This is a genomic window from Streptomyces sp. NBC_01497 (assembly GCF_036250695.1).
In the GTDB taxonomy this organism is placed as follows: domain Bacteria; phylum Actinomycetota; class Actinomycetes; order Streptomycetales; family Streptomycetaceae; genus Streptomyces.
The window spans coordinates 2,343,229-2,367,999 of record NZ_CP109427.1; the positions used below are offsets into that span (position 1 = coordinate 2,343,229).

Consider the following 24,771-nt stretch of genomic DNA (forward strand, 5'->3'; position numbering starts at 1 on the left):
GGACCGCGGGCGGGCAGCCGGGTAAAAAAACCGTCGCCCGGCGATGAGTTGTGCGCACTCTCCCGGTCTGCACCCCCATGGACAACGTGGGCAGGGCGGAGTCGGGGGACGGCACCGTGATCGCGTACCGGCGTGCGGGCAGCGGCCGGCCGGTGATCCTCGTGGGCGGCTCGTTCGGCACGGCGCGGACGTCGGCGCCGCTGGCGGGTCTGCTCGCGGCGGACTTCCGCGTCATCACCTACGACCGGCGCGGCAGGGGACACAGCGGCGACACCGCGCCCTACGCGGTGGAGCGGGAGATCGAGGACATCGCGGCCCTGCTCGCGGCGGCGGGCGGCAGCGCCTCGCTCTTCGGGGTCTCCTCGGGCGCCGCGCTCGTCCTGCGCGCCGCCGCGGCCGGCCTGCCGATCACGCAGATCGCGGTGTACGAGCCCCCCTACCGCGCCGATCCCGCCGAGGTCGCCGACCGCCCCGCGTACAGCCGCCGGCTGGCCGCCCTGCTGGCGGACGGCAGCAGGGCCGAGGCGATCGGGCAGGTCCTCACGGGCGTCGGGGTGACCGCGGCCGAGATCGAGGACCTGCGGCACACGGACGACTGGCCCTCGCTGCTGGCGCTCGCGCCGACCCTCGCGTACGACGACGCGCTGATCGGCACGGGCCTGGTCCCGGCGGACCGGCTCGCGGACATCCGTGTCCGGGCGATGGTCGTGGACGGCGGGGCGAGCCCGCCCGCGATGCGCGCGGGCGCCCGCGCCGTCGCGAACGCGCTGCCGCGGGGCCGCCACCGCACCCTGACGGGCCAGACCCACGCTGTGGCGCCCCACGTACTGGCCCCGGTGCTACGGGAGTTCTTCGCGGCCTGAGGCGTACGGGAGCGGCCTGCCGCCGCCCTCCGCGCCCGACCCGCGCTGCCCCGGCCTGCCATGGTCCACGGCCCAGGCGGACAGCACCGTCAGGGCCTCGTCCGACGCCGATCCGGGATCGGCGAGAAACGTGAACAGCGTCTGGTCACGGTCGCCCGGGAAGGTCAGCGCCTCGGTGTGCAGCGTGAGCTCACCGACGATCGGGTGCTGGAGGACCTTGGTGTCGTGACTCGACCGCACGACCTCTGCCCGGCCCACGGACGGCGGAAGAGGTCGCTCTCCCGGCCGGCCCCTGCCTCGCGCCGCCGCGCCCCTCACCCCGTGGCCAGCGCCCGCGCCTCGGCCTCCGCGGTGAACCCCTCCTCCAACGGCGGCTCGCCCCGCTCGCGGTCCCAGGCGAGGACATCGGCCGCCGTCTTCGCCAGCGGCGTGGCCGGCAGGCCCGCCGCCCGGGCCCGGGCCGGGCTGCGGCGCTGTGTGAACGTGTCCGCCCGTACGAGGGGGAAGGGCGACGGCGCCGACGACGGCGGGACCGGGACGATCTCCACCGTGCTGCCCGCCGTGCGCGCACACGTCCCGATGAGCCCCGCCAGCGTGGTCGGCTCCGCCGGGCCCACCGCGTGGAAGGCGCCGGCGCGGTCGTTGTGGAGGAGCCCGACCACCAGCCGTGCCAGATCGCGTACGTCGACGACCTGCACGGGCTGGGCCGGGTCGGCGGGCAGGGCCACCCGGCCGCCCGCGGCGGCGCGGCGCACCCAGTAGGGGAACGACCCGCTCGTGTCATGGGGGCCGACGACCTTGCCGGGACGGACCACGGTCGCCCGCCTGCCGTACCGGGCGCTCACGTCGTCCTCGCACGCGACCTTCAGCCGCCCGTACGTCTCGTTGTCCAGTACCTCCGTGTGCCGTACGGGCTCCTTGCGCGGGGTGTCCTCATCGCCTCCCGGGCCCGCGTACACGGCGTTGCTGGAGATGAAGAGATAGCGCCCGACCCCGTCGCCGAGCGCGTCCATCGCGCCGCCGACGTGCCGCGGGACGTAGCCGCTGACGTCGACGACCGCGTCCCAGGACCGGCCCCGGCCCGCGTGCTCCGCGCGCAGCGCCTCGTAGTCGTCGGTGTCACGGTCGCCGGTCAGCCGCCGCACGCCGGGGAAGAGTCCGGAGCCCGTCCGGCCGCGCCCGAACACGGTGACGTCGTCGCCCTGTTCCAGCGCGTCCGCCACGATCGCCCGTCCCACGAAGGCCGTTCCGCCCAGCACCAGTAGTCGCATGGGTCATGAGCCTAGGCGGGCCGGCGCCGTGCGGCCCGGTGCCCGCGGGTCACGCGGCCTGGAGGCCGAGCTGCCGGGTCGCCGCCTCGACGGTCTGGGAGAGCAGGACCGCGATGGTCATCGGGCCGACGCCGCCCGGCACGGGGGTGATCAGGCTCGCGCGCTCGCGGGCGCTCTCGAAGTCGACGTCACCGACGTTGCCCTCGTTGTAGCCCGCGTCGATCACCACGGCGCCCGGCTTGATGTCGGCGCCCTGGATGAAGCGGGCCCGGCCCACCGCGGCGATCAGGACGTCGGCGTCGCGGACGTGCGCGGCGAGGTCCTTCGTCCGCGAGTGGCAGTACGTGACGGTCGCGTCGCGGCCCAGCAGCAGCATGCCGGCGGGCTTGCCGAGGATGGCGCTGCGCCCGACGACCACGGCGTGCTTGCCCGCGAGGTCGACGTCGTACGCGTCCAGCAGCCGCATGATCCCGCCGGGGGTGCAGGACGCGAAGCCGGGCAGGCCGAAGCCCATCGCGGCGAACGAGTGCATGGTGACGCCGTCGACGTCCTTCGCGGGCGCGATCGCCTCGAAGGCGGCGCGCTCGTCGATGTGGTGGCCCATCGGGTGCTGAAGCAGGATGCCGTGGACCGAGGGGTCCTCGGAGAGCGCGCCGACGGTCTCGACGAGTTCCGCGGTGCCGACGCTCGCGGGCAGCGCCACGTGGCGCGACTCGACACCGGCCTTCGCGCAGCGGTTGCGCTTCATCTTGACGTAGGTGACGGACGCGGGGTCCTCACCGACGAGGACGGTGGCGAGGCAGGGCGCGGCGCCGGTCCTCGCGGTGATGTCCGCGGCCTTCGCGGCGGCCTCGGCGACGAGCGCCCGGGCGAGGCCGGTGCCGTCCATCAGGCGGGCGGTGCCCGTGGCGGGGGCCTGTCGGGCGGCGGACGCGGGGGCGGCAGGGGTGGTGTCGGTCATGGCGCTGCTCTCCTGGGGGCACGTACGGTCCGCGTCCCGGATGCGCGGACACGGTTTCGCCCAGGCGCACGGCATGCGCAGCTGCTGCTGCGGGCCGCTCCCCGGTGGTGATCCACCTCAGCGCCAGTCACGGCCCGCACCCAGCGTACGGGGTGGGCGCAGGGCCCGGCCCGCGGGATGCCGGGCGCCCGTCGCGGCCCCGGACCTGCGGGGCCTCGTGGGCCGCGCCGCACCCGGCCCCGCGTCGCGCCCGGCCCGCTTCGCCGTCATCGCCCCGCTCCCCCCTCATGCCTCCCAGGTCATGTCGAGCTGCCGCTCGAACGTCGCGTAGCCGGCGCGCGCGAACGCCCGCGCCATCGGGGTGTTCCCCACGTCCGTCGACGCCCTGACGCGCTCCGCTCCGGCGGCCGCGAGGACCCGGGTGCCCTCGCCGAGGACGTCCGTCACATACCCCGCGCCGCGGTGCGCCGGCAGGACGCCGAGGTACGCGATGATCGGGCCGTACGCGTTGCGCGCGGGCACCACGAAGCCCACCGGTTCCCCGTCGGGCAGTGTGGCGACGCGCCACCACGCCTGCGGGCTGCGGTAGCGCGCCAGTTCGCCGTCGTACTGTTCCTCGGCGCACCGGCGCGCGGTCATGGTGGACAGGTCGCTCCTGCTGTGGGCGTCCAGCGTGCCGTCCAGGACGCCGGTCATCAGGTCCACCAGCTCGCCGCGCGAGGCGACGTGACGAAAGCGCAGCCGCTTCGAGGGGCCCGGGACCGGGTCACCCGGCAGCCATTGCAGCCGCAGCCGCTCCACCAGCGGGCGTGCGCCCGTGCTCTGCAGCGCTTCGACACGGTCACCGAGCGCCCGGGACTCCTCGGGGATCTCACGCCAGTCGGGCGGGAGGAATCTGCAGTATCCGGGGCGCGGGCCCGTACCGGGGAACAGCCGGGCCATCGCTGCCCGCAGCAGCGCGGCGCCCACCGCGACGCGGTCCGCGGCGCCCGCGGCACCGGATCCGTCAGCACAGTGGGTCGCGTCGGAGGTGTCCGCACCGTCGGAGGTGTCGCCACGGTGCGGGCCACCGGGGCTTTCGAGGTCGAAGATGTCGAGGAGGAGCGACTCGGCGCCCTCCTGGCGCGCCCACCATCCCGCCCGCGCCACCACGCGGCCGTGCCGCAGCGCGATCCACAGCCACGGGAGCCGGCGCCGCCCGGCGTCCAGGTCCGCTTCGATCTCGTCGTTCAGCCCGTAGGGCAGGGAGCGGAAGAGGTCCAGCTCCGTCAGGTCGGCCAGTGGTCTTATCGTCACTCCGGACGAGTGGGGCAGGTCGGCCGAGTCAGGCACGTTTTCCCTTCGGACGGTGTCGGCCCCCGTTGTATCCGGCGGCCGTCCGGCGCCTCAACCCCTTTATGCGCGAACCCTTCCGCGTCCAAAGGTCCAATGGTACTACTGTCGACACCACGTCCTGAGGGTGACCGAAAGGAACCGGCAGTGCGGACCCGGCTCATGTGCGCCACAGGCGCCTTCTCCCTTCTCCTGGTCGCCGGCTGCGGTGCGGGCGCGGCCGACGGCGGAAGCATCGGCACCACCGCCGTCGTCTCCTCGCGCGCCCAGCGGGTGTACGACCGGATCCAGGCGCTTCCCCCGGCGAAACAGCGCGCCATGGCGGTTCAACTGGCTGACGAAGAAGGCTCGTTGGAGGTCTACACCTCGCTCACCGACGATGTCGCGGACGCCGTGACCAAGGCCTTCCAGAAGCAGTTCCCGCACGTGCGGATCTCGATGTTCCGCGGCAACTCGGAGACGATCCTCCAGCGCATCCTGCAGGAGTCGCAGGCGCGCAGGCTCGGCGCCGACGCCGTGGAATCGGACTTCCTCGAAATGTCGTCACTCGACAGCCAGCGGGCACTGGCCCAGTACACCGGCCCCGGCCAGGCGCGGGTCGCCGCCTCCAGCCGGTTCCCCGACTGGACCGCGGACCGGTTCAACGTGTTCCTGCCCGCCTGGAACACCGACCTCGTCAAGACGGCGGACGTGCCGCGCAGTTGGGAGGCGCTCGCCGACCCGGCGTACAAGGGGGAAATCACCCTCGAACCCACCGACAGCGACTGGTACGAGAACGTCACCCACTACTGGCTGACCCACGGCAAGAGCCAGGCCCAGGTGGACGTCCTGTGGAAGCACATCGTCGCCAACTCCCACGTCACCAAGGGCCACACCACGATCATGGCGCTGCTCGGCGCCGGTCAGACGCCGCTCGACTCGATGAACTACACGTACATCACCGAACAGGCCCGGCTGAAGGGCGCGCCGGTCGCCTACCGGCTGCCCGACGGCACGAACCCGCTGCCCGCCTTCCCCCGTCCCAACGGGGTGGGCATGCTGCGCGGCGCCGCGCACCCGGCCGCGGCCTGGCTGTTCTACGACTGGATGCTGGACGAGGGCCAGAAGATCCTGGTCGGTCTGCATCTCACACCGTCCACGGAGGTGCCGGGCGACACCAGCCTGCGGGGCATCCACCTGGCCCCCTTCGACGTGAAGGGACTCACCGACACCTCGACCGACTGGGACAAGAAGTACGACGAACAGCTGCGCGGCGTCACGTCCGCGAAGGGCGGCGGCTGATCCGGCCCGCGCCCGTCCGTACACCGGCCGGGGCGGGTCCGGACGGCATGTCCTGGCCCGAGCCGGCGCCGCCCGCCATGTGAGGTGACCCCGTGACCACCACGACGAGACCCACCGCTCCGCCACTGCCCTCCGTGCCCCGCGTGCGTCCGCTCGCCCGGCTGCGCGGCTGGTTCAACCCGCAGATCCTCGTCGTCGGCGGTGCGATGGTGGTCGTCGGCTACCTCGCCGTCGTGCCGTTGGGGTTCCTGCTGCACGACACGTTCATCGGCAGCCGCAGCGAGCTGTCGTTCCGCGCCTTCGAGCGGGCCTACGGGGCCGGGTCGCAGGCCGGCACGATGATGCTCAACTCCCTGGCGTTCGCCTTCGGTTCCGCCGCGTTCGCGCTCGTCGTCGGGGCCACGCTCGCGTATCTGCAGGTGCGTACGGACATTCCGTTCAAGGGGCTGCTGTTCGCCGCGTCCCTCGTACCGCTGATCGTGCCGGGCATCCTGTACGCGGCCGCCTGGATCTTCCTGGGCGACCCGTCCATCGGGCTCGTCAACACCCTCGTGTTCAAGCCGGTGTTCGGGGCGAGCCCGGTCAACGTCTATTCGCTGTGGGGCATGATCTGGGTGCAGGGCCTGCATCTGGCGCCGGTGGCCTTCCTGTTGATGGTGGCCGCCTTCCGGGGCATGGATCCCTCGCTGGAGGAGTCGGCCGCCATGTCCGGCGCGTCCCGCGTGACGATCCTGCGCCGGATCACCCTGCCCCTGCTGCGGCCCGCGCTGGTCTCGGCGGCGCTGCTGATGTTCGTCCAGTCACTGGAGAGCTTCGAGGTCCCGGGCCTGCTGGGGCTGCAGAACGGCATCTACGTGTTCACCTCCCGCATCTACTTCGTGCTGCGGGCGTTCCCCGTCGACTACGGCAGCGCGGGCGCGTACGCGGTGGGTCTGCTGGTCATCGCGGCGGCCGGGGTGCTGCTGTCGTCCTGGCTGCAGCGCCGGGGCGGCCACGCGACGGTCACCGGAAAGGCGTTCCGCCCCCAGCCCGTCGAACTGGGCCGCGCGCGGGGCTGGGTCGGTGCGGGCGTGGTGGTGTACTTCGTGGTCACCGTCGTCCTGCCGGTCGGTGTGCTGGTGTACGCCTCCCTGCTGACGTCGTACGCGCAGCCGTCGCTGAAGGCGCTGCGCGGCATGTCCCTGCACAACTACTCCGAGGTGCTGCGGCTGCCGATCGCGGCGACCGCGCTGAAGAACTCGGTGCTGCTCGGGGTGGGCGCGGCGACCATCGTGATGCTGCTCGCCGCGATCGTGTCCTGGGCCGTGGTGCGCACCCGCATCCCGGGCAGGCGTCTGCTGGACCTGCTCGCCTTCACCCCGATCGTCATCCCCGGGCTGGTGCTGGGCCTCGCGCTGTCCTTTGTCTACCTGCGGGTACCGCTGCCGATCTACGGCACGCTCGGCATCCTGCTCATCTCGTACTGCACCCGCTACCTGCCGTACGGGATGCGCTACGCGTCCTCCGCGATGACGCAGATGTCGAAGGAGCTGGAGGAGTCCGCGATGGTCTTCGGCGCCTCGTGGTGGCAGATGTTCCGGCGGATCCTGGTGCCGCTCGCGAGCAGCGGCCTCGTCGCCGGCTGGATCTACATCCTCGTGGTGTCCTTCCGGGAGCTGTCCAGCACGATCCTGCTCTACAGCCCGGGCACGGAGGTGCTGTCCGTGCTGATCTGGGAGCAGTTCGAGAACGGCCAGCTCACCACACTCGCCGCCGTCGGCGTGCTGATGGTGGCCCTGCTCGTCGCACTCGTCCTTCTCGCCTACCGGCTCGGCGCCCGTTTCGGCCTCCCGTCCGACTCCCCGCGCTAGAGCGGCCCGCTCCGGCCCCCGACCCGTCCCGACCTGCCCGCCCCGGCACAACAGCGTGAAGGACCTGACATGTTGACTGTGGACAACCTGGTGAAGAGTTACGGCGCGGCGCGCGGCAGGCGCGGGAGCGGCCCGGCCGAGGCCTCCGGCACCGGCCAGGCCGCCGACGGCAGCCGCGTGTTCGCGGTGGCCGGGGTGAGTTTCGAGGTGAAGGACGGCGAACTCTTCACCCTGCTGGGCCCGTCGGGCTGCGGGAAGACGACCACCCTGCGCTCGGTCGCGGGGCTCGAACGCCCGGACGGCGGCACGATCTCCCTGTCCGAGCGCGTGCTGTTCGACGCGGCCAAGGGCGTCGACGTACCCGCGAACCGGCGCGAGCTGGGCATGGTCTTCCAGTCGTACGCGATCTGGCCGCACATGAGCGTCGCGAAGAACGTGTCGTTCCCCCTCGACATCCTGCCGTCCTCCCGGCGCCCCGCGCGGGCCGAGATCGACCGCAGGGTGCGCCGGATGCTGGAGGTCACCGAACTCGGTGCGTTCGCGGACCGCAGCGCGACCAAGCTCTCCGGCGGCCAGCAGCAGCGCCTCGCGCTCGCCCGCGCGCTGGTGATCCAGCCGGAGGTGATGCTGCTCGACGAGCCGCTGTCGAACCTCGACGCGAAGCTGCGCGAATCCATGCGGTTCGAACTGAAGCGACTGCAGCGTGAGTTGGGGCTCACCGCCATCTATGTGACGCATGACCAGTCCGAGGCACTGGTGATGTCGAGCCGGATCGCCGTGATGAACGAGGGCCGCGTCGAGCAGATAGGCAAGCCGCGCGACATCTACACCGGCCCGGCGACCAGGTTCGTCGCCGAGTTCATCGGCACGTCCAACTTCCTGCCGGGCGTGGTGGCTTCGGTCGACGGCGACGAGGTCTCCGTGGACACGGCGGACGGCCGTCTGGTGTGCCGGGGCGCGGCCGGCCGGCCGGCGGTCGGTTCCGAGGTGCTGCTGTCGATCCGGCCCGAGGCCGTGTCGCTGGCCACCTCCCCGCAGCCGGACGCGGTCAACCGGTGGGCGGGCGAGGTCCTGGGCCGCGCCTTCATGGGCGACTGCGTCGACCATGTCGTGCGCGTCGGCGAGCTGGAGATCCGGATCCGGTCCAACCCGACCCAGTCCATCGAGCCGGGCACCCGGGTCCATCTGGCGGCGGACCCGGCGAAGGTCACGCTCGTACCGGCCGGCTGAGCCGCCGGGAGCCGGTCGCGGAGCCGGCCGGCTGAACCGTCGGGGGCCGGCTGGGGGCGTCAGCCCGCCGAGTTCGCCAGATCGCGGCGGCGCGTCGTCGCGATCGTCGCGGAACCCACCACGCGCGTGCCGTCGTACAGCACGATCGCCTGCCCCGGTGCGACACCGCGCACCGGCTCGGGGAAGCTCACCCGTAGCGTCCCGTCGGTGAGTTCGGCCGTCGCGGTGTTCTCGCCGCCGTGTGCCCGCAGCTGCGCCGTGTACGTGCCGGGGCCGGTGGGCGCGGCGCCGCACCAGCGCGGCCTGATCGCGGTGAGGGCCGTGACGTCGAGCGCGTCGACGGGACCCACCGTGACGGTGTTGTCGACCGGGGAGATGTCCAGCACGTAGCGCGGCTTGCCGTCGGCGGCGGGGTGGCCGATGCGCAGCCCCTTGCGCTGGCCGATCGTGAAGCCGAACGCGCCGTCGTGGGTGCCGACCTTCGCGCCCGCCTCGTCGACGATGTCGCCCTCGGCCGTACCGAGGCGCCGGGCCAGGAAGCCCTGGGTGTCGCCGTCGGCGATGAAGCAGATGTCGTGGCTGTCGGGCTTCTTCGCCACGGCGAGGCCGCGCCGCTCGGCCTCGGCCCGGATCTCGCCCTTGGTGGTGAGGGTGTCGCCGAGCGGGAACATCGCGTGCGCGAGCTGCCGCTCGTCCAGCACCCCGAGGACGTACGACTGGTCCTTGGCCATGTCGCTGGCACGGTGCAGCTCGCGGGTGCCGTCCTCGCGGGTGAGCACCGTCGCGTAGTGGCCCGTGCACACGGCGTCGAAGCCGAGCGCGAGCGCCTTGTCGAGCAGCGCCGCGAACTTGATCTTCTCGTTGCAGCGCAGGCACGGGTTGGGCGTGCGCCCCGCCTCGTACTCCGCGACGAAGTCCTCCACGACGTCCTCGCGGAACCGCTCGGCGAGATCCCACACGTAGAAGGGGATGCCGATGACGTCGGCGGCACGGCGGGCGTCGCGCGAGTCCTCGATGGTGCAGCACCCGCGCGCACCGGTACGGAAGGACTGCGGGTTGGCGGAGAGGGCCAGATGCACGCCGGTGACGTCGTGCCCCGCTTCGGCGGCACGGGCGGCGGCGACAGCGGAGTCGACACCGCCGGACATGGCGGCGAGGACACGGAGGGGGCGGCTCTGCGGGTTCTCAGTCATAGCCGTCCCAGGGTACGTGCCGCGGGGAACAGCGGTCGCGCGGATATGCGTTCCCTGGACATGGGACGGACGACACCCGCCGCCTGGGGCGGCAAGGGCGCGACTCCGGGGCGCCGCGCGGTGCTCATCGGGGGCGGTCTGGCGCTGCTGGGCGGTGCGATCGCGCTGGGCGAGGAGCTGTCACGCTCCGACGCCCCGCCGGACCCCCGCCCGCGCGGGCACGGTGCCGTCGACTTCGCGGACGCCCGCTGGATCGCGGCGTCCAGCGGGAACTACCGGGTGGCCGACCGCCCGGTGGACTTCCCGGTGGAGATGGTGGTCATCCATGTGACGCAGGCCGACTACGCGACGACGGTGCGCCTGTTCGAGGACCCGCGCCACGAGGCCGCCGCGCACTACGTGGTCCGCCAGAACGGTCAGGTCACCCAGATGATCCGGGAGCTCGACGTGGCCTTCCAGGCCGGGAACCGCTGGTACAACAACCACAGCGTCGGCATCGAGCACGAGGGGTTCGTGACCCGGCGCAAGGACTTCACGGACGCCATGTACGCGACGTCGGCGCGGCTCACGGCGGACATCTGCCGCCGGTACCGGATACCGGTGGACCGGCGGCACATCATCGGGCATGTGGAGGTGCCGGGCACGGACCACACGGACCCGGGCCGGTACTGGGACTGGCCGCGCTACATGGAACTCGTGGAGGCGGCCGGCGGGTCGGCGGCCCCGGCGCGCACCTGAGACGCCCCGCGGCACCGGCCGTGGTCCCGGGCACGCGGCGCGCGCCGCGTTCAGGCCGCCTCCGCGGCCCGCACCCGGCCCGTGCGCACGGCCTCCCGCAACGCCGCGTGGTCCTCCTCGGTGCGATCCGCGTACAGCTCGGCGAACTCCGCGACGGCCCGGTCGAAGACCTCCCCGCCGCCCAGATAGGCGGCGATCGCGATCCGGTCGCCGGAGCGGGCGTGCGCGCGGGCGAGCGTCGCCCCGCAGATCTCCCCGAAGGCGCGCAGCCCCCGCGGCTCCATCGAATCGGGCTGGGCGATGCCCTTCCAGTCGTGCAGCTGGCGCACGTAGAAGTCGCGGAGCACGCCGTCGAAGCCGGTGATCCGGTCCCAGCCGAGGAAGATGTCACCGACCGCCTGCATCAGCCGCTGGCCCGCCACGACCCGGTGGCCCTGGTTGTCGTAGCGGCTCTCGGCGGTGTGCTCTTCGAGGACCGACCGGTCCGCCTCCTTGGCCTGCAGGATCAGCGGATCGCGCTCGTCCCGGCCCAGCAGCAGGATCACCCAGCAGCGGGTACCGACGCTGCCGACCCCGACGACCTTGCGGGCCATGTCGACGACCCGGTACTGCCGCAGCAGGTGCCTGCGGTCGGTGGGCAGGCTGCGCGCATAGCCCGCGACCAGGGTCCGCAGCAGGTGCTCGATGCCGTCGCGCTCGGCGCCCCGCACGAAATCCGCGAGCGGCACGAGCAGTGGCGGGTCGGCGACGAAGCGGCGCTCGCCGTCGACGCGCTCCGTCAGCTTCTCGAACGCGGCGAGGTTGTCCCGGCCGCGCGCCTTCGACGCGGCGTGCGTGATCACTCCCGCGCCGGAAGGACCGAGCTTGTCGGCGGCCAGGGCCGCGATGTCCTCCACATCGCCGTGCGCGTACCAGACGTCGAGGTTGCCGAGCCCCGCGAAGTGCCGCAGGCGGTTGCGGTACGAACCGACGGCGGTGCGGACGACCGCCGCGCGTTCCCTCTCGCCGAAGCCGTTCTCGCGGCCCGCGATCACCAGACTGGCGGCGAGACGCTTGACGTCCCACTCCCAGGGTCCGGGCAGCGTCTCGTCGAAGTCGTTGATGTCGAAGACGAGACGGCGCTCGGGCGAGGCGAGCAGCCGGAAGTTCAGCAGGTGCGCGTCGCCGCACAGTTGCACGGCGAGGCCGGTGCTCGGCGTACGGGCGAGGTCCTCGGCCATGACGGCGGCGGCGCCCCGGTAGAAGCGGAACGGGGACTCGGTCATCCGCGCGTAGCGCAACGGCACGAGGTCCTGGGCCCGCGACGCGGACTGTGCCTCGATGAGAGCGACCGGGTCGGGGCGGCCCGCCGTGGGCCCGAGGGCGGCATGGCTGGAGCGGGGCACCCGCCGACGCGCCTCCCGGCCCAGCCGGGCACGCTCGTCCGGGGTCCGCGAAGCGACCCTCCCGGGGCTGTCGTCCACGAGTTTCACGGGTGTCTCCCGTCCGCAGGCGTGCCCCGAGACCGTCCTCCCATTGTCCTGCCGGTGACGATCGACGCATCCGGACACAGCGCGGCGGCGGCCGGCGCCTGTGGGCACGCGCGGCGGTGCCGGTCAGCTCAGTCCCGCTCCCCTGGCCCGCTCGACCGCCGGGCCGATGGCGCCGGCGACGGCGGCCACGTCTGCGCGGGTGGAGGTGTGGCCCAGCGAGAAGCGCAGCGTGCCGCGCGCCAGGTCGGGGTCGTGGCCGGTGGCGAGGACGACATGGCTGGGCTGCGCGATGCCTGCCGTGCAGGCGGAGCCGGTGGAGCACTCGATGCCCTGCGCGTCGAGCAGCAGGAGCAGGGAGTCGCCCTCGCAGCCGGGGAAGGAGAAGTGCGCGTTCGCGGGCAGCCGGAGCTCGGGGTCGCCGCCGAGCACCGCGTCCGGCACCGCCTTGCGTACGGCCTCGATCAGCTCGTCGCGCAGGGCGCCGATGTCCCGGGCGAAGGCCTCGCGCCGCTCGGCGGCGAGCCCCGCGGCGACGGCGAAGGACGCGATGGCGGGGACGTCGAGGGTGCCGGAGCGGACCTGGCGCTCCTGGCCGCCGCCGTGCAGCACCGGCACGGGGGTGTGGTCCCGGCCGAGCAGCAGGGCGCCGATGCCGTAGGGCCCGCCGATCTTGTGGGCGGAGACGGTCATCGCGGCGCAGCCGGACGCGCCGAAGTCGAGCGGGCTCTGGCCGAAGGCCTGCACCGCGTCGGAGTGCAGCGGGATGCCGTACTCGCTCGCAACCGCCGCGAGCTCCGGGACCGGCAGCAGCGTGCCGATCTCGTTGTTGGCCCACATGACGGTGACCAGGGCGACGTCGAGGGGGTCGCGCTCGATGGCCTCGCGCAGTGCCTCGGGGCTGACCCTGCCGTACCCGTCGACGGGCAGGTACTCGACGGTGGCGCCCTCGTGCTCGGCGAGCCAGTCGACGGTGTCGAGGACGGCATGGTGCTCGACGGGGCTGGAGAGCACCCGGGTCCTGGCGGGGTCGGCGGCGCGACGGGACCAGAACAGGCCCTTGACGGCGAGGTTGTCCGCCTCGGTGCCCCCGGAGGTGAAGACGATCTCGCTGGGCCGGGCGCCGAGGGCGGCGCCGAGGCTCTCCCGCGCCTCCTCGACCGTGCGCCGGGCCCGGCGGCCCGCCGCGTGCAGCGAGGAGGCGTTGCCGGTGAGGCCGAGCTGGGCGGTCATCGCCTCGATCGCCTCCGGCAGCATCGGAGTGGTCGCGGCGTGGTCGAGGTATGCCATGGTGCGCCTGATTCTACGAGCCGGGAAACGCTGCACGCGCATCGGTACCCAGTCAACCGGTGGCACACTCCGGTTCGTTCCTGCGGGTTCGCGGGTGCGTGCGCCCCGCGTCCCGGCGGGCCGCCCGCGCCCCGCGCCAGGGACCGCGGACGCCCCCGTACGCGGTGGTCAGTCCTGCGGGCGCGGGGCGCGGGCGAGCTGGCGGGACTGGGCCACCAGCCGGTCCGCGCTGTCCCACACCTCGGCGTCCTCCTCCAGGAAGCCGCCCGCGAGGTTGCGCGTGGCGAGAGTCACCCGCAGGGGTCCCGGAGCCGGCCTCGCCCGTACGTGCACGGTGAGCTCGACGGTGGGCGTCCAGCCGCTGATGCCGAGGTCGAAGGCGGCGGGCGGCAGCGCGTCCACCGCGAGCAGCAGGGAGAGCGGGTCCGGCTGCCGGGCGTCCGCGAGCGAGAACCAGCCGCGCAGTTCGCCCGCGCCCGTGGGCCTGCCGACCGCCCAGCCGCTCGTCGCCGGGTCCATGCGGACGTCGAGCCGCTTGAGCAGCGTCGAGTCCCCGAAGGCGTCGGTGGGCCCGTCGGAGCTGCCGAAGCACTCTTCCGGCGGCGGCATCGCGGGCGGCTTGGCGCTGGTGCGCACGTCGTCGGTGAGGGCGTCGAGATCCCCGTAGGTGGCGAGGACGCGGACCCGCTCGACCTCGCTGCCGTCGTCCGCGAACTGCACGAGCGCGGCCTGACCGGTGGAGACGGTCCGCCCGGTGCGCACGGTCTCGGTCCTGATCTCGGCGGGTCCGGGACGCGACGGCGTGAGGAAGTGGGCCGACACGGTGAACGGGTCGGGGTGTGGCAGCGCCCGGCCGAGGGCACGGCCGGCGACCGCGAGCACGTAACCGCCGTTGAGGGCGTGGAGGATGGACCAGCCCGGTGACAGCTCCGCCGCGAAAACGCCGGGCGAGCGCGGGGTGACAGCGGTGTCGCGGTCGAACTCGCTGTCCCCGGTGGATACCTGTGCCATGGGCCCTACGGTACCGCTTGCTACTGACCGGTCGCTTAGGCCGGTCCCCCTCCGGCCCCGGCCCCGGCGGGGGTCAGGGCTCCTCGGTCGCCTCCGACCTGCGGTGCCAGGCCCGGGGCGCCCGCCAGTGGTAGCGCATGGCGAGCAGCCGGACGAGGAAGGCGACCAGCGCCGCGAGCGTGCCCGTGAGCGCGTTGAACGCGCCGAAGTGGATGCACGCGACGGTCAGGCCCGCCCCGACGATGGCGGGGACCGCGTACAGGTCACGGTCCCAGCGCAGCAGCGAGGGCACCTCGTTGGCGAGGACGTCCCGCAGCACACCGCCACCCACGGCCGTCGCGGTGCCGAGCGCCACGGACGCGGTGAGCCCGAGCCCGTACTCGTACGCCTTGGTGGTGCCGGTCACGCAGAACAGCCCGAGACCCGCGGCGTCGAACACGTACACCCCGGACTGGATCCGTTCGACCTGCGGGTGCAGGAAGAAGACCAGTCCGGCCGCGATGAAGGGGGTCACGAAGTACCCGAGGTCGGTGAAGGCGGCGGGCGGGACCGCGCCGATCATCAGGTCGCGAAAGAGCCCCCCGCCCAGTGCCGTGACCTCTGCGAGGACCGCCATGCCGAAGACGTCGAAGTTCTTGCGGACAGCGAGCAGGGCGCCGGAGATCGCGAAGACGAAGATCCCGACGAGGTCGAGCACGTGCTGGACGGAGGGCCTGAACAGTTCGACTACCACCCGGCAATTCTGCCGGGTACCGCGAGGACCGCCCGCCGCCGCGTCACCGCGACGGCGGACAGCCCCGCGCTCACTCCTGCGAGGACTCGGGCTCGGCCTCGGGCTCGGCCTTGGGCTCAACCTTGGTCTTGGCCTCGGACTCAGCCTTCGGCGCGGCCTTGGACTCGGCCTTGGCTGCGGGCTCGGCCTTGGCTGCAGGCTCGGCCTTGGCTGCGGGCTCGGCCTCGACCTTCGCGGCCGGCTCGGACTCCGCCTTCGGCGCGGGCCCGGCCTCGGACCCGGCTACGGGCTCGACCTCGACCTTCGCCGCGGGCTCAGGCTTCGCCTTCGGCTCGGACGCGGGCTCGGGCGCGGACTTCTGCTCCGGCACGACCGGGATCTTCGCCGGGTCCGTGAGCAGCTTCACCGCGTCCTGCGGCTGCTGGTCGGGGGCGTTCTCCGGGTGGTGGCAGGCCGTACGGTGACCGGGCGCGAGCTCGATCAGCGGCGGCTCCAAGGTGCGGCACACCTCGGTCGCCTTCCAGCACCGCGTGTGGAAGCGGCAGCCGCTCGGCGGTGAGATCGGCGAAGGCACGTCGCCCTTGAGCAGGATGCGGTCGCTCTTGGCGCCGCGCCGCTTCGGGTCCGGCACTGGCACGGCCGACAGCAGCGCCTTGGTGTACGGGTGCATCGGCGAGGAGTAGAGCGCGTCGCGGTCGGCGATCTCCACGATCTTGCCGAGGTACATCACGGCGATGCGGTCGGAGACGTGCCGGATCACCGACAGGTCGTGCGCGATGATCACGTACGTGAGCCCGAGCTCGTCCTGGAGGTCGTCCAGCAGGTTCACGACCTGCGCCTGGATCGACACGTCGAGCGCCGAGACCGGCTCGTCCGCGACGACCAGCTTCGGCTTGAGTGCGAGCGCGCGGGCGATCCCGATGCGCTGGCGCTGGCCGCCGGAGAACTCGTGCGGATACCGGTTGAAGTGCTCGGGGTTGAGCCCGACCAGCTCCAGCAGCCGCTGGACCTCCTTCTTCACGCCTCCCTCGGGCGTGACGCCCTGGAGCCGGAAGGGGGTGGCCACGATGCCGCCGACGGTGTGGCGCGGGTTCAGCGAGCCGTACGGGTCCTGGAAGATCATCTGCACGTCGCGGCGCATCGGCCGCATCTGCCCCGCGGACAGGTGCGTGATGTCGCGGCCCTCGAACTCGACCTTTCCGCCGGTCGGTTCGAGCAGCCGGGTGACCAGCCGGCCCATGGTCGACTTGCCGCAGCCGGACTCGCCGACCACGCCCAGCGTCTCGCCCGGACGCACGTCGAAGGAGAGCCCGTCGACCGCCTGGACAGCGCCGACCTTGCGCTTCAGCAGACCCTTGGTGATCGGGAAGTGCTTGGCCAGGTCGGTGACCCGCAGCAGCGGCTCGGGTGAGGAGCCCGGCGCCGCGGCGGCCGGCTCCGCGTTCGTTGCCTGCTTCGTCGGTTCACTCACAGCTTCGGCGCAATCTCTTCGATCCAGATCTTCTCGCGCTGCTCGGGTGTCATGTGGCACGCGGAGAAGTGGTCGCCGCCGGCCGCCATGAGCTCCGGCCGCTCGGTGCGGGTGATGTTGTCCTTCGGTATGTCGGCGTACGGGCAGCGGGGATGGAAGGCGCAGCCGGACGGGACGTTGATCAGGCTGGGCGGCGATCCCTTGACCGGCACGAGCCGGTCGGTCTGCTCGCGGTCGATGCGCGGCATCGACCCCAGCAGGCCCCACGTGTAGGGGTGCTGGGGACTCTCGAAGACCTTTTCCGACGTGCCGCGCTCGATGCACCGGCCCGCGTACATCACGAGCAGCCGGTCCGCGATCTCGGCGACGACGCCGAGGTCGTGGGTGATGATGACGACCGCGGACCCGAACTCCTTCTGCAGGTCGCGGATCAGGTCGAGGATCTGCGCCTGGACGGTCACGTCCAGGGCGGTCGTCGGCTCGTCCGCGATGAGCAGCTGCGGGTTGTTGACCAGCGCCATCGCGATCATGGCGCGCTGGCGCATACCGCCGGAGAACTGGTGCGGGTAGTCGCTGAAACGCCGGGCCGGCTCGGGGATGCCGACCCGGTCGAGCATCTCGATCGCCCGCTTCTTCGCGGCCTTCTTGTCGACGTTGTTGTGGACGCGGTACGCCTCCACGATCTGCGCGCCGACCGAGTAGTACGGGTGCAGCGCGGAGAGCGGGTCCTGGAAGATCATGGCCATCTTCTGGCCGCGCAGTTCCCGCACGCGCTGCTTGTCGGCAGCGATCAGCTCCTCCCCGTCGAGCCAGATCTCACCGGAGATCCGGGCCCGGTCGGAGGTGTGCAGCCCCATGATGCCGAGGGAGGTGACGGACTTCCCGGAGCCGGACTCGCCGACGATGCCGAGGGTCTCGCCGGCCTTGAGGTCGAAGCTCACACCGTCGACGGACTTCACGAGGCCGTCGTCGGTGTCGAAGTGGATCTTCAGGTCGCGTACCGAGAGGAACTCCGACTCCCCGGTGGCCGCCACGGCTGGGGCCTTCTCGGCCGTCTGGGCGGCGTCCTTGTGCGTGTCGCTCATGAGAGCCTCACCCGGGGGTCGATCGCGGCGTACACGAGGTCCACCAGCAGATTGCAGACAACGATGAAGAAGGCGGTCAGCAGGGTCACGCCCATGACGATCGGCAGGTCGTTGCCGGTGACGCCCTGGATGGCGTACGCCCCGAGTCCCTGGAAGGAGAACACCGACTCGGTGATGACGGCGCCGCCGAGCAGCAGCGCGAAGTCCATGCCGAAGATGGTGATGAGCGGGGTGAGCGCGGAACGCAGGCCGTGTCTGATGACGACCTTCCGCTCCACCAGGCCCTTGGCGCGCGCGGTCCTGATGTAGTCCTCACTCATGGTCTCCAGCATCCCGGCTCGGGTGAGCCGCGCGTAGAGAGCCGAGTAGAGGAACGCCAGGGAGACCCACGGCAGGATCAGGTTCCAGGCCCACTCACCGGGGTTCTGCGTGAACGGCACGTAGTGCACGTTCCATATCTGGAGCCAGTTGAAGCTGAACAGCGCCAGCAGCACCAGACCGGTGAAGAACATCGGCAGCGAGACACCCATGAGCGAGATGCCCATGGCGAGGCGGTCCCAGATCGAGCCGCGCTTGAGCGCGGACAGGATGCCGGTCGCGACGCCGGTGACCAGCCAGATGACCGCGGCACCGATCGCCAGGGAGAAGGTGATCGGGGCGCGCTGCTCAATCTGCGGCCACACGGCCGTGTGGGTCTTGAAGGAGTATCCGAAGCAGGGCGCGGAGCAGTGCGCCGCGTCGGGACCGAACTTGTAGTCGGCACCGGCCACGAGGCCCTTGATGAAGTGCCAGTACTGCTCGTAGATCGGCTCGTCGAGCCCCAGGTTCTTGATGACGGCCTTGATGACCGAGGGGTCGGGGCTCTTGCCGACGTACTGGGCGGCCATCGACTGGATGGTCTGCCCGGCAGCACGGGGAAGGAGATAGAAGATCGCGAAGGTGACTGCGCTGACCACCAGCAGCAGCAATACCGCGGCGAAGACGCGTCGGATGATGTACGCAGCCACAGCCGTGCGGCGTCGGACCGGCCGGACCGGGTGGGGCCCGGCCGGGCCGACGCCTTCACCTGCCTTTCAGGGAAAGCTTCGGAGCCTCCGGGGAGCGGTGACTCCCCGGAGGGGACTCCTACTTGGTCGAGGTCAGGGTCGTGTAGTCGTACATACCGAGGTACGCGGCGGTCACCTGGACGTTCGCCGCCGACGTCGGACGGTAGAGGAGGTTCTTCTTGTAGAAGAGCGGGACGATCGAGCCCTGCTTCATGATCATCTGGTCGATCTTGCCCCACTCGGCGTTACGCGCGGTGTTGTCGACCGTCGCGATGGCCTTGTCGAACTCGGCGTTGATCGCCGGGTCGTTGAGCTCTTCGAGGTTCGTGCCGCCGGAGGGCTTGATGGCCCGGCCGTCGGAGATCTGGTCGAGGTAGCCGTAGCCGGTCGGCCAGTCGGCACCCCACGCCATCATCATCATTCCGGCGTTGTTCTTGTGGACCCAGTCCGGGACACCGGCGAAGTCCGTGAAGTACTTGCCGCTGGGGAAGGTCTTGATGTTGGCCGTGATACCGACCTTCTTCAGCGACTCCTGCAGCTGGGTCGCGGCCTGGACCTCGTCGGGACGGTCGGAGCGCGCGGTCAGCGTGGTGGAGAAGCCGTTCGGCTTGCCGCACTTGGCCAGGTACTGCTTGGCCTTGGCGACGTCACCCTTGTTGCCGGCGCTCGGGTACAGGTCGAACTTGTTGTACCCGGCGACGGTCGGCGGGATGACGGTCGTGGCCGGAACACCCTTGACCGAGCCACCGACGGCGTCGACCATGCCGGCCTTGTCGGTCGCGTACTGCACGGCGATGCGGCAGTTGACGTTGTCGAACGGCTTGACCTTGTTGTCCAGCGCCAGGAACTGCTCGGCGCCGGCGTACGGGTTGTCCGTCTGCGCCTTCTCCTTGGGGTTGACCAGGAGCTTGGGCTGGGTCTTCGAGGCGACGCCGGTGCCCTGGATGTCGACGGTGGTGTCGTCGTTGATCAGGTGCTCGTCGATCGTCGTCTGGTTGACGTTGTACTTGAGGACGATCTTGTCCGGCTGGGCCTTGCGGATCGGGTCGCTCTTCGGGTCCCACTCGGGGTTTCGCACGAAGGTCGCGCCCGTGCTCTCGTTGAAGGACGAGAACTTGTAGGGGCCGGACGACTGGATCGCCTGCTGGTACGAGGCGCCCTTGTCGAGCTTCTGCTCCACCGGCGCGGTCTGCGAGAACGTCGCCAGGTAGTTCATGTCGGCGAACGGCTTGCTCAGGTGGAAGACGATCGTCGAGGCGTCGGGCGTCTCGATCGACTTCAGGCCGTCGGGCGACTTGTCCTTGTAGGGACCCTTGTAGCCGCCGTCGGCGTCGAGGTACGTCTTGAAGTACGTCGGGCCGTTGGACAGGGCCTCGGGCGCGAAGTTGCTGCGCTCGATGGCGTACTTGACGTCCTTCGACGTGATCTCCGTGCCGTCCTGGAACTTCACACCCTTGCGGATGTGGTATGTCCAGGTCTTGGCGTCGGCGCTGCCGGTGCCGGGGCCCGTCGCGAGGTCGGGCACGACCTGCAGGTTGGCCTTGCCCGGGACGGGCTTGAAGGTCATGAGCGTACGCGCGTAGAGGCGGGAGAAGTTCTGCACCCAGCCGTAGTACGTGTTGCCCGGGTCGAGCGAGTCGGGGGCGTTGGAGATCTCCGCCGTCACCGTCCCGCCCTTCTTGGACGTCGGGTTGGCCACGCCGTTGATCGCCGCGTCGGCCTTGCCGGTACCACCGCTGTTGCTGTTGTCGCTGGAGCCGCCGCCCCCGCAGGCCGAGGCGCCCAGTCCCAGCGCCAGCAGCGCTGAGATGGTCGCGACCGTCTTTCTCTTGTTCATCGTGAGGAGTTCCCCCCCAGTAGTCCGGTGCGGCACGGCCGCTCTTACTTGCCACGGGGGTCGAGTGCGTCGCGCAGCCCGTCCCCCAGCAGATTGAAGGCCAGAACGGTGATGAAGATCGCTACACCGGGGATGACCATGAACATCGGGTCGACCTGGTACAGGTCGGTGGCCTGGTTCAGCATGCCGCCCCAGGAGGACTGCGGCGGTTCGATGCCGACGCCCAGGTAGCTGAGGGATGCCTCGAACAGGATGTTGGTGGGGATGAGCAGGGTCGCGTAGACCAGGATCGGCGCCACCAGGTTGGGCAGCAGCTCCCTGAACAGGATGAACGCGCCTCTGGCACCCAGCGATCGGGCCGCCTCGACGAACTCGCGCTCCCTCAGCGACAGCGTCTGCGCCCGCACGATGCGTCCCATGTACGGCCAGTTGAAGAATCCGATCACGAAGATCAGCACGGCGATCCTGAGGGTCAGACCGCTCAGCCCGAACGCCTTGCCCTGCAGCGTGGCGGAGATGGAGATCGCGAACAGCAGCAGCGGGAAGGCCAGGAACGTGTCCATGACCCGGCTGATGGTGGAGTCCACCCAGCCGCCGTAGAAGCCGGCGACGACACCCATGATCACGCCGATCACCACGGACAGCAGCGTCGCGCCGCCCGCGACCAGCAGCGACACCCAGGAGCCGTCGAGGACCCGGGCCAGGATGTCACGGCCCGTCTGCGGCTCGACGCCGAGCGGGTGGTGCCAGCTGATGCCGCCGAAGCCGCCCTTCGGTGCGAGCAGCACCGGGTCGACCAGGCTCTGGTGGAAGGCGTCGGGGTCGAGGCCGAACACGGACTGGATCGGCTTCGACAGGATGGCGACGAGGACCAGGAGCACCACGATGACACCGCCGGCCATCGCGACCTTGTCCCGCTTGAGGCGGGTCCACGCGATGCGGCCGAGTGAACGCCCCTCGATCTGCTTGCTCCCGGCGCCCGCGAGCACCGCCTCCGGCTGCACGCTCGCAGCAGACTTGGTGGTCTCTATTGGTGCCGTCATTGCGCTGGGGACCCCTCTTCTCGGCCGATGGTGTCCGGCCACGACCGCCGCCATGGCGGAACTACGCCGCTGTGGCGGCCGATTCACTGATCAGCTTCTGATCATCATGATGCATGTGGCCCGTTGCGGTTTCCGGAGCGGGGACCGGTCCGGGCAGCGCGAGGAACGCTCCCGCAGGTTCGGGGCGCTGTGGTCCTTGGACCCTGTGCTGGTGGGAGTCTTCTGCGAGTCCTGGATCACCCGCCAGACCTGACGGGGAATGGTTGCCCAACCGTGATGCATCGCGCAGGGTTCCGTTATGCGGACGCTGGGTACTGCTCAGCGGATCTTTGGGACATCCCCGCCCAGGTCAACAGCGGTGCGGCGCACGGGCGAAGAGGCCCGGACAAACGTCCCTGCGGGGCCGGTCAGTAACGGTGTGCGGGGGGCGGGTAACCGTAGCCGCCGGCGGGAGCCGCGCCCACGTGCGCCTCGCGGTCGTAGAACGCGCGGGTGTTGGCGCGCAGCCACATCGTGACCGGGTCGTGGTCGTCGGACATCGCCACCGTCGAGACCGGCAGTCCCTCGGGCACTACGCTCACCGACTGGCGCATCATCGTCCGCACGGACTCGACCGCCGCCGCTCCCGTCTCGTAGAGATCGAGGCCGACGGCGAGGTACGGGGTGCCGAGCGCGGGCTGCACCCACGCGCGGCGCAGCGATCTGACAGCCGGCGTGCGGTGCGCGTTCTGCGTGAGCAGCGCGTAGAACTGCGGGATCTGCAAGGTCGGTTCGGTGATCCTGAGCGGCCCCGCGGGCATCCGGTCCAGACCAGTGGCGATCCTGCGCAGGTCGGGCCAGGGAATCCCGAGGCCACCGCCGGGGGCGTGCGGGTTGAGCCAGATGCCCCAGCCGTCGGGGTAGAGCGAGCGGGCGATGTCCCGGCCCTGGACGACCTCGTGGGACCGGTTCCAGCCGCTGGCCGCGAGTTCCTGCGCCGAGGTCACGCAGGGCGCGTAACCGTGGCCGTCCACCTGCATGTTGCCGTACTGCGCGGAGGGCGAACCCGGTCCGCCCTGCCACAGCAGCATCCAGACGCTGCCCGCCGTCTCGTCGGCGAGAGCGCGCAGCAGCGCCTCGTAGGCGTCGTAACGGCCCGGTGTCACCTGGCGCAGCATCTGCTCGATGTGCCCGGCCTCCGCGGTGCCTGGCGCGCTCACTTCGCTCCCCGCCCCTCTACCCTCGCCATCAGACCTGCTCCCCCGGGCACGCGGTCCCGGCGCCCCCGTCATCAAACCAGCTTAGGCGGCACCACTGACACAGGCTTGACGGCGGGGCGTGGCGTCAGGCCTGCCCGCGCTGGTAGAAGGGGCGGACCCGGCCGAGCATCCAGTCGGCGACCGGATCGTTCTGCGCCAGGTCCAGCAGCAGCAGGTTGACCTGCCAGGGGACCTCCACGCGGCCGAGTGCCCGGCCCAGCGCGTCGAGGGCCCCGTTGCCGTCCGCGGGCTCCCAGGGCACCAGTTGGACTCCGACGAACAACTGGTACGCGCCCGCCTCGACGGACGCGAGCGCCCGGCGGGCGGTGGCGACCACCCCGGACGCCTCGAACTCGGCGGCGGCCGCGGTCAGGAAGTCCAGCGGCTCGTCCTGCCAGTCCGGCTCGAACAGCCGGACCCTGCCGCCGGCCTCCGGCCCGTCCAGCACGGTGCGTCCCGTACGGCAGAGTTCCGCGACGGCCACGGGCGGCAGCGGCATGCCCACCACGCCCCCGGGGTTGACCACGATGCCCAACTGCGGTGGCAGACCCCGGGCGAGGTCGCGGGCGGGCGCGACGGTGAACGACATGTGGCTGCCGACGCACCGCAGGAACTGCTCCTCCGAGCTGAAGACCGGGACGTAGGCCCCGCCCCCTATCTCGACCGTCGGCAGGTCGAGCCCCTGACTGTCCGGGCCGCCGCCCTCCGGCAACGGCACCCAGACCTCACTGCGGCCGAGTACCTCGACGAGCCGGGCGCCCGCCGTTTCGCTGCCGAGCGAGGCGGCGAGCACCTCTTCGAGTTCGTTGCCCGGCCATGCCGTGTCCACTGTGCTCAGTCCTCCGCCTTGCCCCTACTGGTCCGGGGCAGCACCTTAACGGCCCTGCTCGCCCGTGGGGTGCCCGGTGGGTGGGCCGTCGGCGAACACGATGGCTCCGAGGGTGCCCACCGCCTCCCGGTCCAGGAGCACGGCGGACCGGCAGCCCGGCAGCCGGCCCGACCCGACGTCCGCGAGGAGCCGCGCCACCGCCCTGCGGTGGCGGGCGAAGGCGTACCGGGAGACGGCCCTGCCCCGGGCCCGCTGGCCCGCGCGGGCGACCTCCGGCGGCACGTCGATGAGGACGAGGTGCAGCGCACGCCCGCGCCCGCGCGCCTCGCGGGCCAGCCACCGGCGCACCCAGGTCTGGGTGCCGCAGTCATGGACGACGACGCTGCGCCCGGAGCGCAGCAGCCGCCACAGGCCGGCGTAGTGCGCGAGGCGCACGACGGGCCGGTAGAGGGCGTACGGGAGCAGGGGCAGCCGGCGGGCCCACCGCTCGCGTGCGTCCTGGGAGTCGACGCCGCCGCCGGTGGCCCGGCGGATCAGGGTCGACTTGCCGCTGCCGGGCAGCCCCGAGATCACGACGAGGTCCCCGGTCGCGAAGACGAGCCCGCCGGACGGCGTCCCGGAGCGCCCCCGTAAGTCCCGGACATGGAACGCGTCCCGGACCGGCCGCGGTTCCTGGACGGGGGACCGGTCCCGGACGCCGGACGCCCGGCGTCCTGGCGGCGGTCCCGCCGGGGGGCCGGTCCTCGGGCCGGGGAGCGCGTGGGGCGGGGCCGAGCCCCCCGGCGAGGCGATGGCGTTCCGCGCTGCCCCGCGCTCGGACCTCCCCGCTTCGTCCGGTGCGCCCCTGCCCGTGCCGGGACCGCCGCCCCGTTCATCCCCGCCGGCCGGGCGCCGCGGCCCTTCCCCGGGCTCCCCCGCCCGGCCGTCCTCATCAGTGACCGCCCGGGCCTCCCGATCCCCGCCTGCCGCCCGGCCCTCCTGATACGCCGGCCGGCCCCCG

At 71.9% G+C, this 24,771-nt stretch carries 22 protein-coding genes and 1 riboswitch; of the genes, 5 read left to right on the top strand and 17 right to left on the bottom strand.

Going from position 1 to position 24,771, the window contains the following annotated elements:
* Positions 1-50 precede the first annotated feature (50 nt).
* Entirely contained in the window at positions 51-863 is an 813-nt protein-coding gene (locus OG310_RS09920) for an alpha/beta fold hydrolase (protein WP_329455510.1), read from the top strand.
* Here the strand turns inward: OG310_RS09920 and OG310_RS09925 are convergent.
* The 4 genes from OG310_RS09925 to OG310_RS09940 form a co-directional block, all read right to left on the bottom strand.
* Positions 840-1,103 carry an MmyB family transcriptional regulator gene (locus OG310_RS09925; RefSeq protein WP_329455511.1) on the bottom strand — a complete coding sequence of 88 codons (264 nt, stop codon included), beginning with the start codon at positions 1,101-1,103 and terminating at the stop codon, positions 840-842. The genes OG310_RS09920 and OG310_RS09925 overlap by 24 nt on opposite strands.
* Before the next feature lie 74 nt (positions 1,104-1,177).
* The gene (locus OG310_RS09930) at positions 1,178-2,134 is read right to left on the bottom strand and encodes an NAD-dependent epimerase/dehydratase family protein (protein WP_329455512.1); all 957 of its coding nucleotides are present in this window, start codon (positions 2,132-2,134) and stop codon (positions 1,178-1,180) included.
* A 49-nt stretch (positions 2,135-2,183) separates the two neighbouring features.
* Complete coding sequence (locus tag OG310_RS09935; protein ID WP_329455513.1) at positions 2,184-3,095, bottom strand: bifunctional 5,10-methylenetetrahydrofolate dehydrogenase/5,10-methenyltetrahydrofolate cyclohydrolase; 912 nt, start codon at positions 3,093-3,095, stop codon at positions 2,184-2,186.
* 51 nt (positions 3,096-3,146) lie between these two features.
* A riboswitch (ZMP/ZTP riboswitch) is annotated at positions 3,147-3,236 on the bottom strand.
* A gap of 144 nt (positions 3,237-3,380) precedes the next feature.
* Positions 3,381-4,427, bottom strand: a complete 1,047-nt coding sequence (locus tag OG310_RS09940) for a GNAT family N-acetyltransferase (RefSeq protein WP_329455514.1) — start codon at positions 4,425-4,427, stop codon at positions 3,381-3,383.
* Between the two features lie 147 nt (positions 4,428-4,574).
* Between OG310_RS09940 and OG310_RS09945 the strand changes: the two genes are divergently transcribed.
* The 3 genes from OG310_RS09945 to OG310_RS09955 all read left to right on the top strand — a co-directional run bounded on the left by OG310_RS09945 (position 4,575) and on the right by OG310_RS09955 (position 8,788).
* Entirely contained in the window at positions 4,575-5,708 is a 1,134-nt protein-coding gene (locus OG310_RS09945) for an ABC transporter substrate-binding protein (RefSeq protein WP_329455515.1), read from the top strand.
* A 92-nt stretch (positions 5,709-5,800) separates the two neighbouring features.
* Entirely contained in the window at positions 5,801-7,558 is a 1,758-nt protein-coding gene (locus OG310_RS09950) for an ABC transporter permease (RefSeq protein WP_329455516.1), read from the top strand.
* A gap of 69 nt (positions 7,559-7,627) precedes the next feature.
* Positions 7,628-8,788, top strand: coding sequence for an ABC transporter ATP-binding protein (locus tag OG310_RS09955; RefSeq protein WP_329455517.1), 1,161 nt, complete (start codon positions 7,628-7,630; stop codon positions 8,786-8,788).
* 59 nt (positions 8,789-8,847) lie between these two features.
* On the opposite strand, the gene mnmA is transcribed toward OG310_RS09955, so the two are convergent.
* Positions 8,848-9,981, bottom strand: a complete 1,134-nt coding sequence (mnmA, locus tag OG310_RS09960; protein ID WP_329455518.1) for a tRNA 2-thiouridine(34) synthase MnmA — start codon at positions 9,979-9,981, stop codon at positions 8,848-8,850.
* A gap of 60 nt (positions 9,982-10,041) precedes the next feature.
* Between mnmA and OG310_RS09965 the strand changes: the two genes are divergently transcribed.
* Positions 10,042-10,719, top strand: a complete 678-nt coding sequence (locus OG310_RS09965; RefSeq protein WP_329455519.1) for an N-acetylmuramoyl-L-alanine amidase — start codon at positions 10,042-10,044, stop codon at positions 10,717-10,719.
* 50 nt (positions 10,720-10,769) lie between these two features.
* Here OG310_RS09965 and OG310_RS09970 read toward each other — a convergent pair whose 3' ends face one another.
* The 12 genes from OG310_RS09970 to OG310_RS10025 all read right to left on the bottom strand — a co-directional run bounded on the left by OG310_RS09970 (position 10,770) and on the right by OG310_RS10025 (position 24,563).
* A complete protein-coding gene (locus OG310_RS09970) occupies positions 10,770-12,191 on the bottom strand; it encodes a DUF2252 domain-containing protein (protein ID WP_329455520.1) in 1,422 nt (473 codons plus the stop codon).
* Positions 12,192-12,314: 123 nt separating this feature from the next.
* Positions 12,315-13,478: a cysteine desulfurase family protein gene (locus OG310_RS09975; RefSeq protein WP_329455521.1), complete on the bottom strand. Its 1,164-nt coding sequence runs from the start codon at positions 13,476-13,478 to the stop codon at positions 12,315-12,317.
* Between the two features lie 168 nt (positions 13,479-13,646).
* On the bottom strand, positions 13,647-14,489 hold the full coding sequence (locus OG310_RS09980; RefSeq protein WP_329455522.1) for a thioesterase family protein: 843 nt from the start codon (positions 14,487-14,489) through the stop codon (positions 13,647-13,649).
* Between the two features lie 73 nt (positions 14,490-14,562).
* Positions 14,563-15,222: a trimeric intracellular cation channel family protein gene (locus tag OG310_RS09985; protein ID WP_329455523.1), complete on the bottom strand. Its 660-nt coding sequence runs from the start codon at positions 15,220-15,222 to the stop codon at positions 14,563-14,565.
* Positions 15,223-15,292: 70 nt separating this feature from the next.
* Positions 15,293-16,693, bottom strand: coding sequence for an ABC transporter ATP-binding protein (locus OG310_RS09990; RefSeq protein ID WP_329455524.1), 1,401 nt, complete (start codon positions 16,691-16,693; stop codon positions 15,293-15,295).
* Positions 16,690-17,778, bottom strand: a complete 1,089-nt coding sequence (locus tag OG310_RS09995; RefSeq protein ID WP_329455525.1) for an ABC transporter ATP-binding protein — start codon at positions 17,776-17,778, stop codon at positions 16,690-16,692. Before OG310_RS09995 ends, OG310_RS09990 begins: the two co-directional genes overlap by 4 nt.
* On the bottom strand, positions 17,775-18,785 hold the full coding sequence (locus OG310_RS10000; RefSeq protein WP_329455526.1) for an ABC transporter permease: 1,011 nt from the start codon (positions 18,783-18,785) through the stop codon (positions 17,775-17,777). Before OG310_RS10000 ends, OG310_RS09995 begins: the two co-directional genes overlap by 4 nt.
* Before the next feature lie 118 nt (positions 18,786-18,903).
* Complete coding sequence (locus OG310_RS10005; RefSeq protein ID WP_329455527.1) at positions 18,904-20,661, bottom strand: ABC transporter substrate-binding protein; 1,758 nt, start codon at positions 20,659-20,661, stop codon at positions 18,904-18,906.
* A gap of 44 nt (positions 20,662-20,705) precedes the next feature.
* The gene (locus OG310_RS10010) at positions 20,706-21,704 is read right to left on the bottom strand and encodes an ABC transporter permease (RefSeq protein ID WP_329455528.1); all 999 of its coding nucleotides are present in this window, start codon (positions 21,702-21,704) and stop codon (positions 20,706-20,708) included.
* 407 nt (positions 21,705-22,111) lie between these two features.
* Complete coding sequence (locus tag OG310_RS10015) at positions 22,112-22,903, bottom strand: enhanced serine sensitivity protein SseB C-terminal domain-containing protein (RefSeq protein WP_329455529.1); 792 nt, start codon at positions 22,901-22,903, stop codon at positions 22,112-22,114.
* A gap of 124 nt (positions 22,904-23,027) precedes the next feature.
* Complete coding sequence (locus tag OG310_RS10020; protein ID WP_329455530.1) at positions 23,028-23,771, bottom strand: enhanced serine sensitivity protein SseB; 744 nt, start codon at positions 23,769-23,771, stop codon at positions 23,028-23,030.
* Between the two features lie 45 nt (positions 23,772-23,816).
* Entirely contained in the window at positions 23,817-24,563 is a 747-nt protein-coding gene (locus OG310_RS10025; RefSeq protein ID WP_443078836.1) for an AAA family ATPase, read from the bottom strand.
* Between the last annotated feature and the right edge of the window lie 208 nt (positions 24,564-24,771).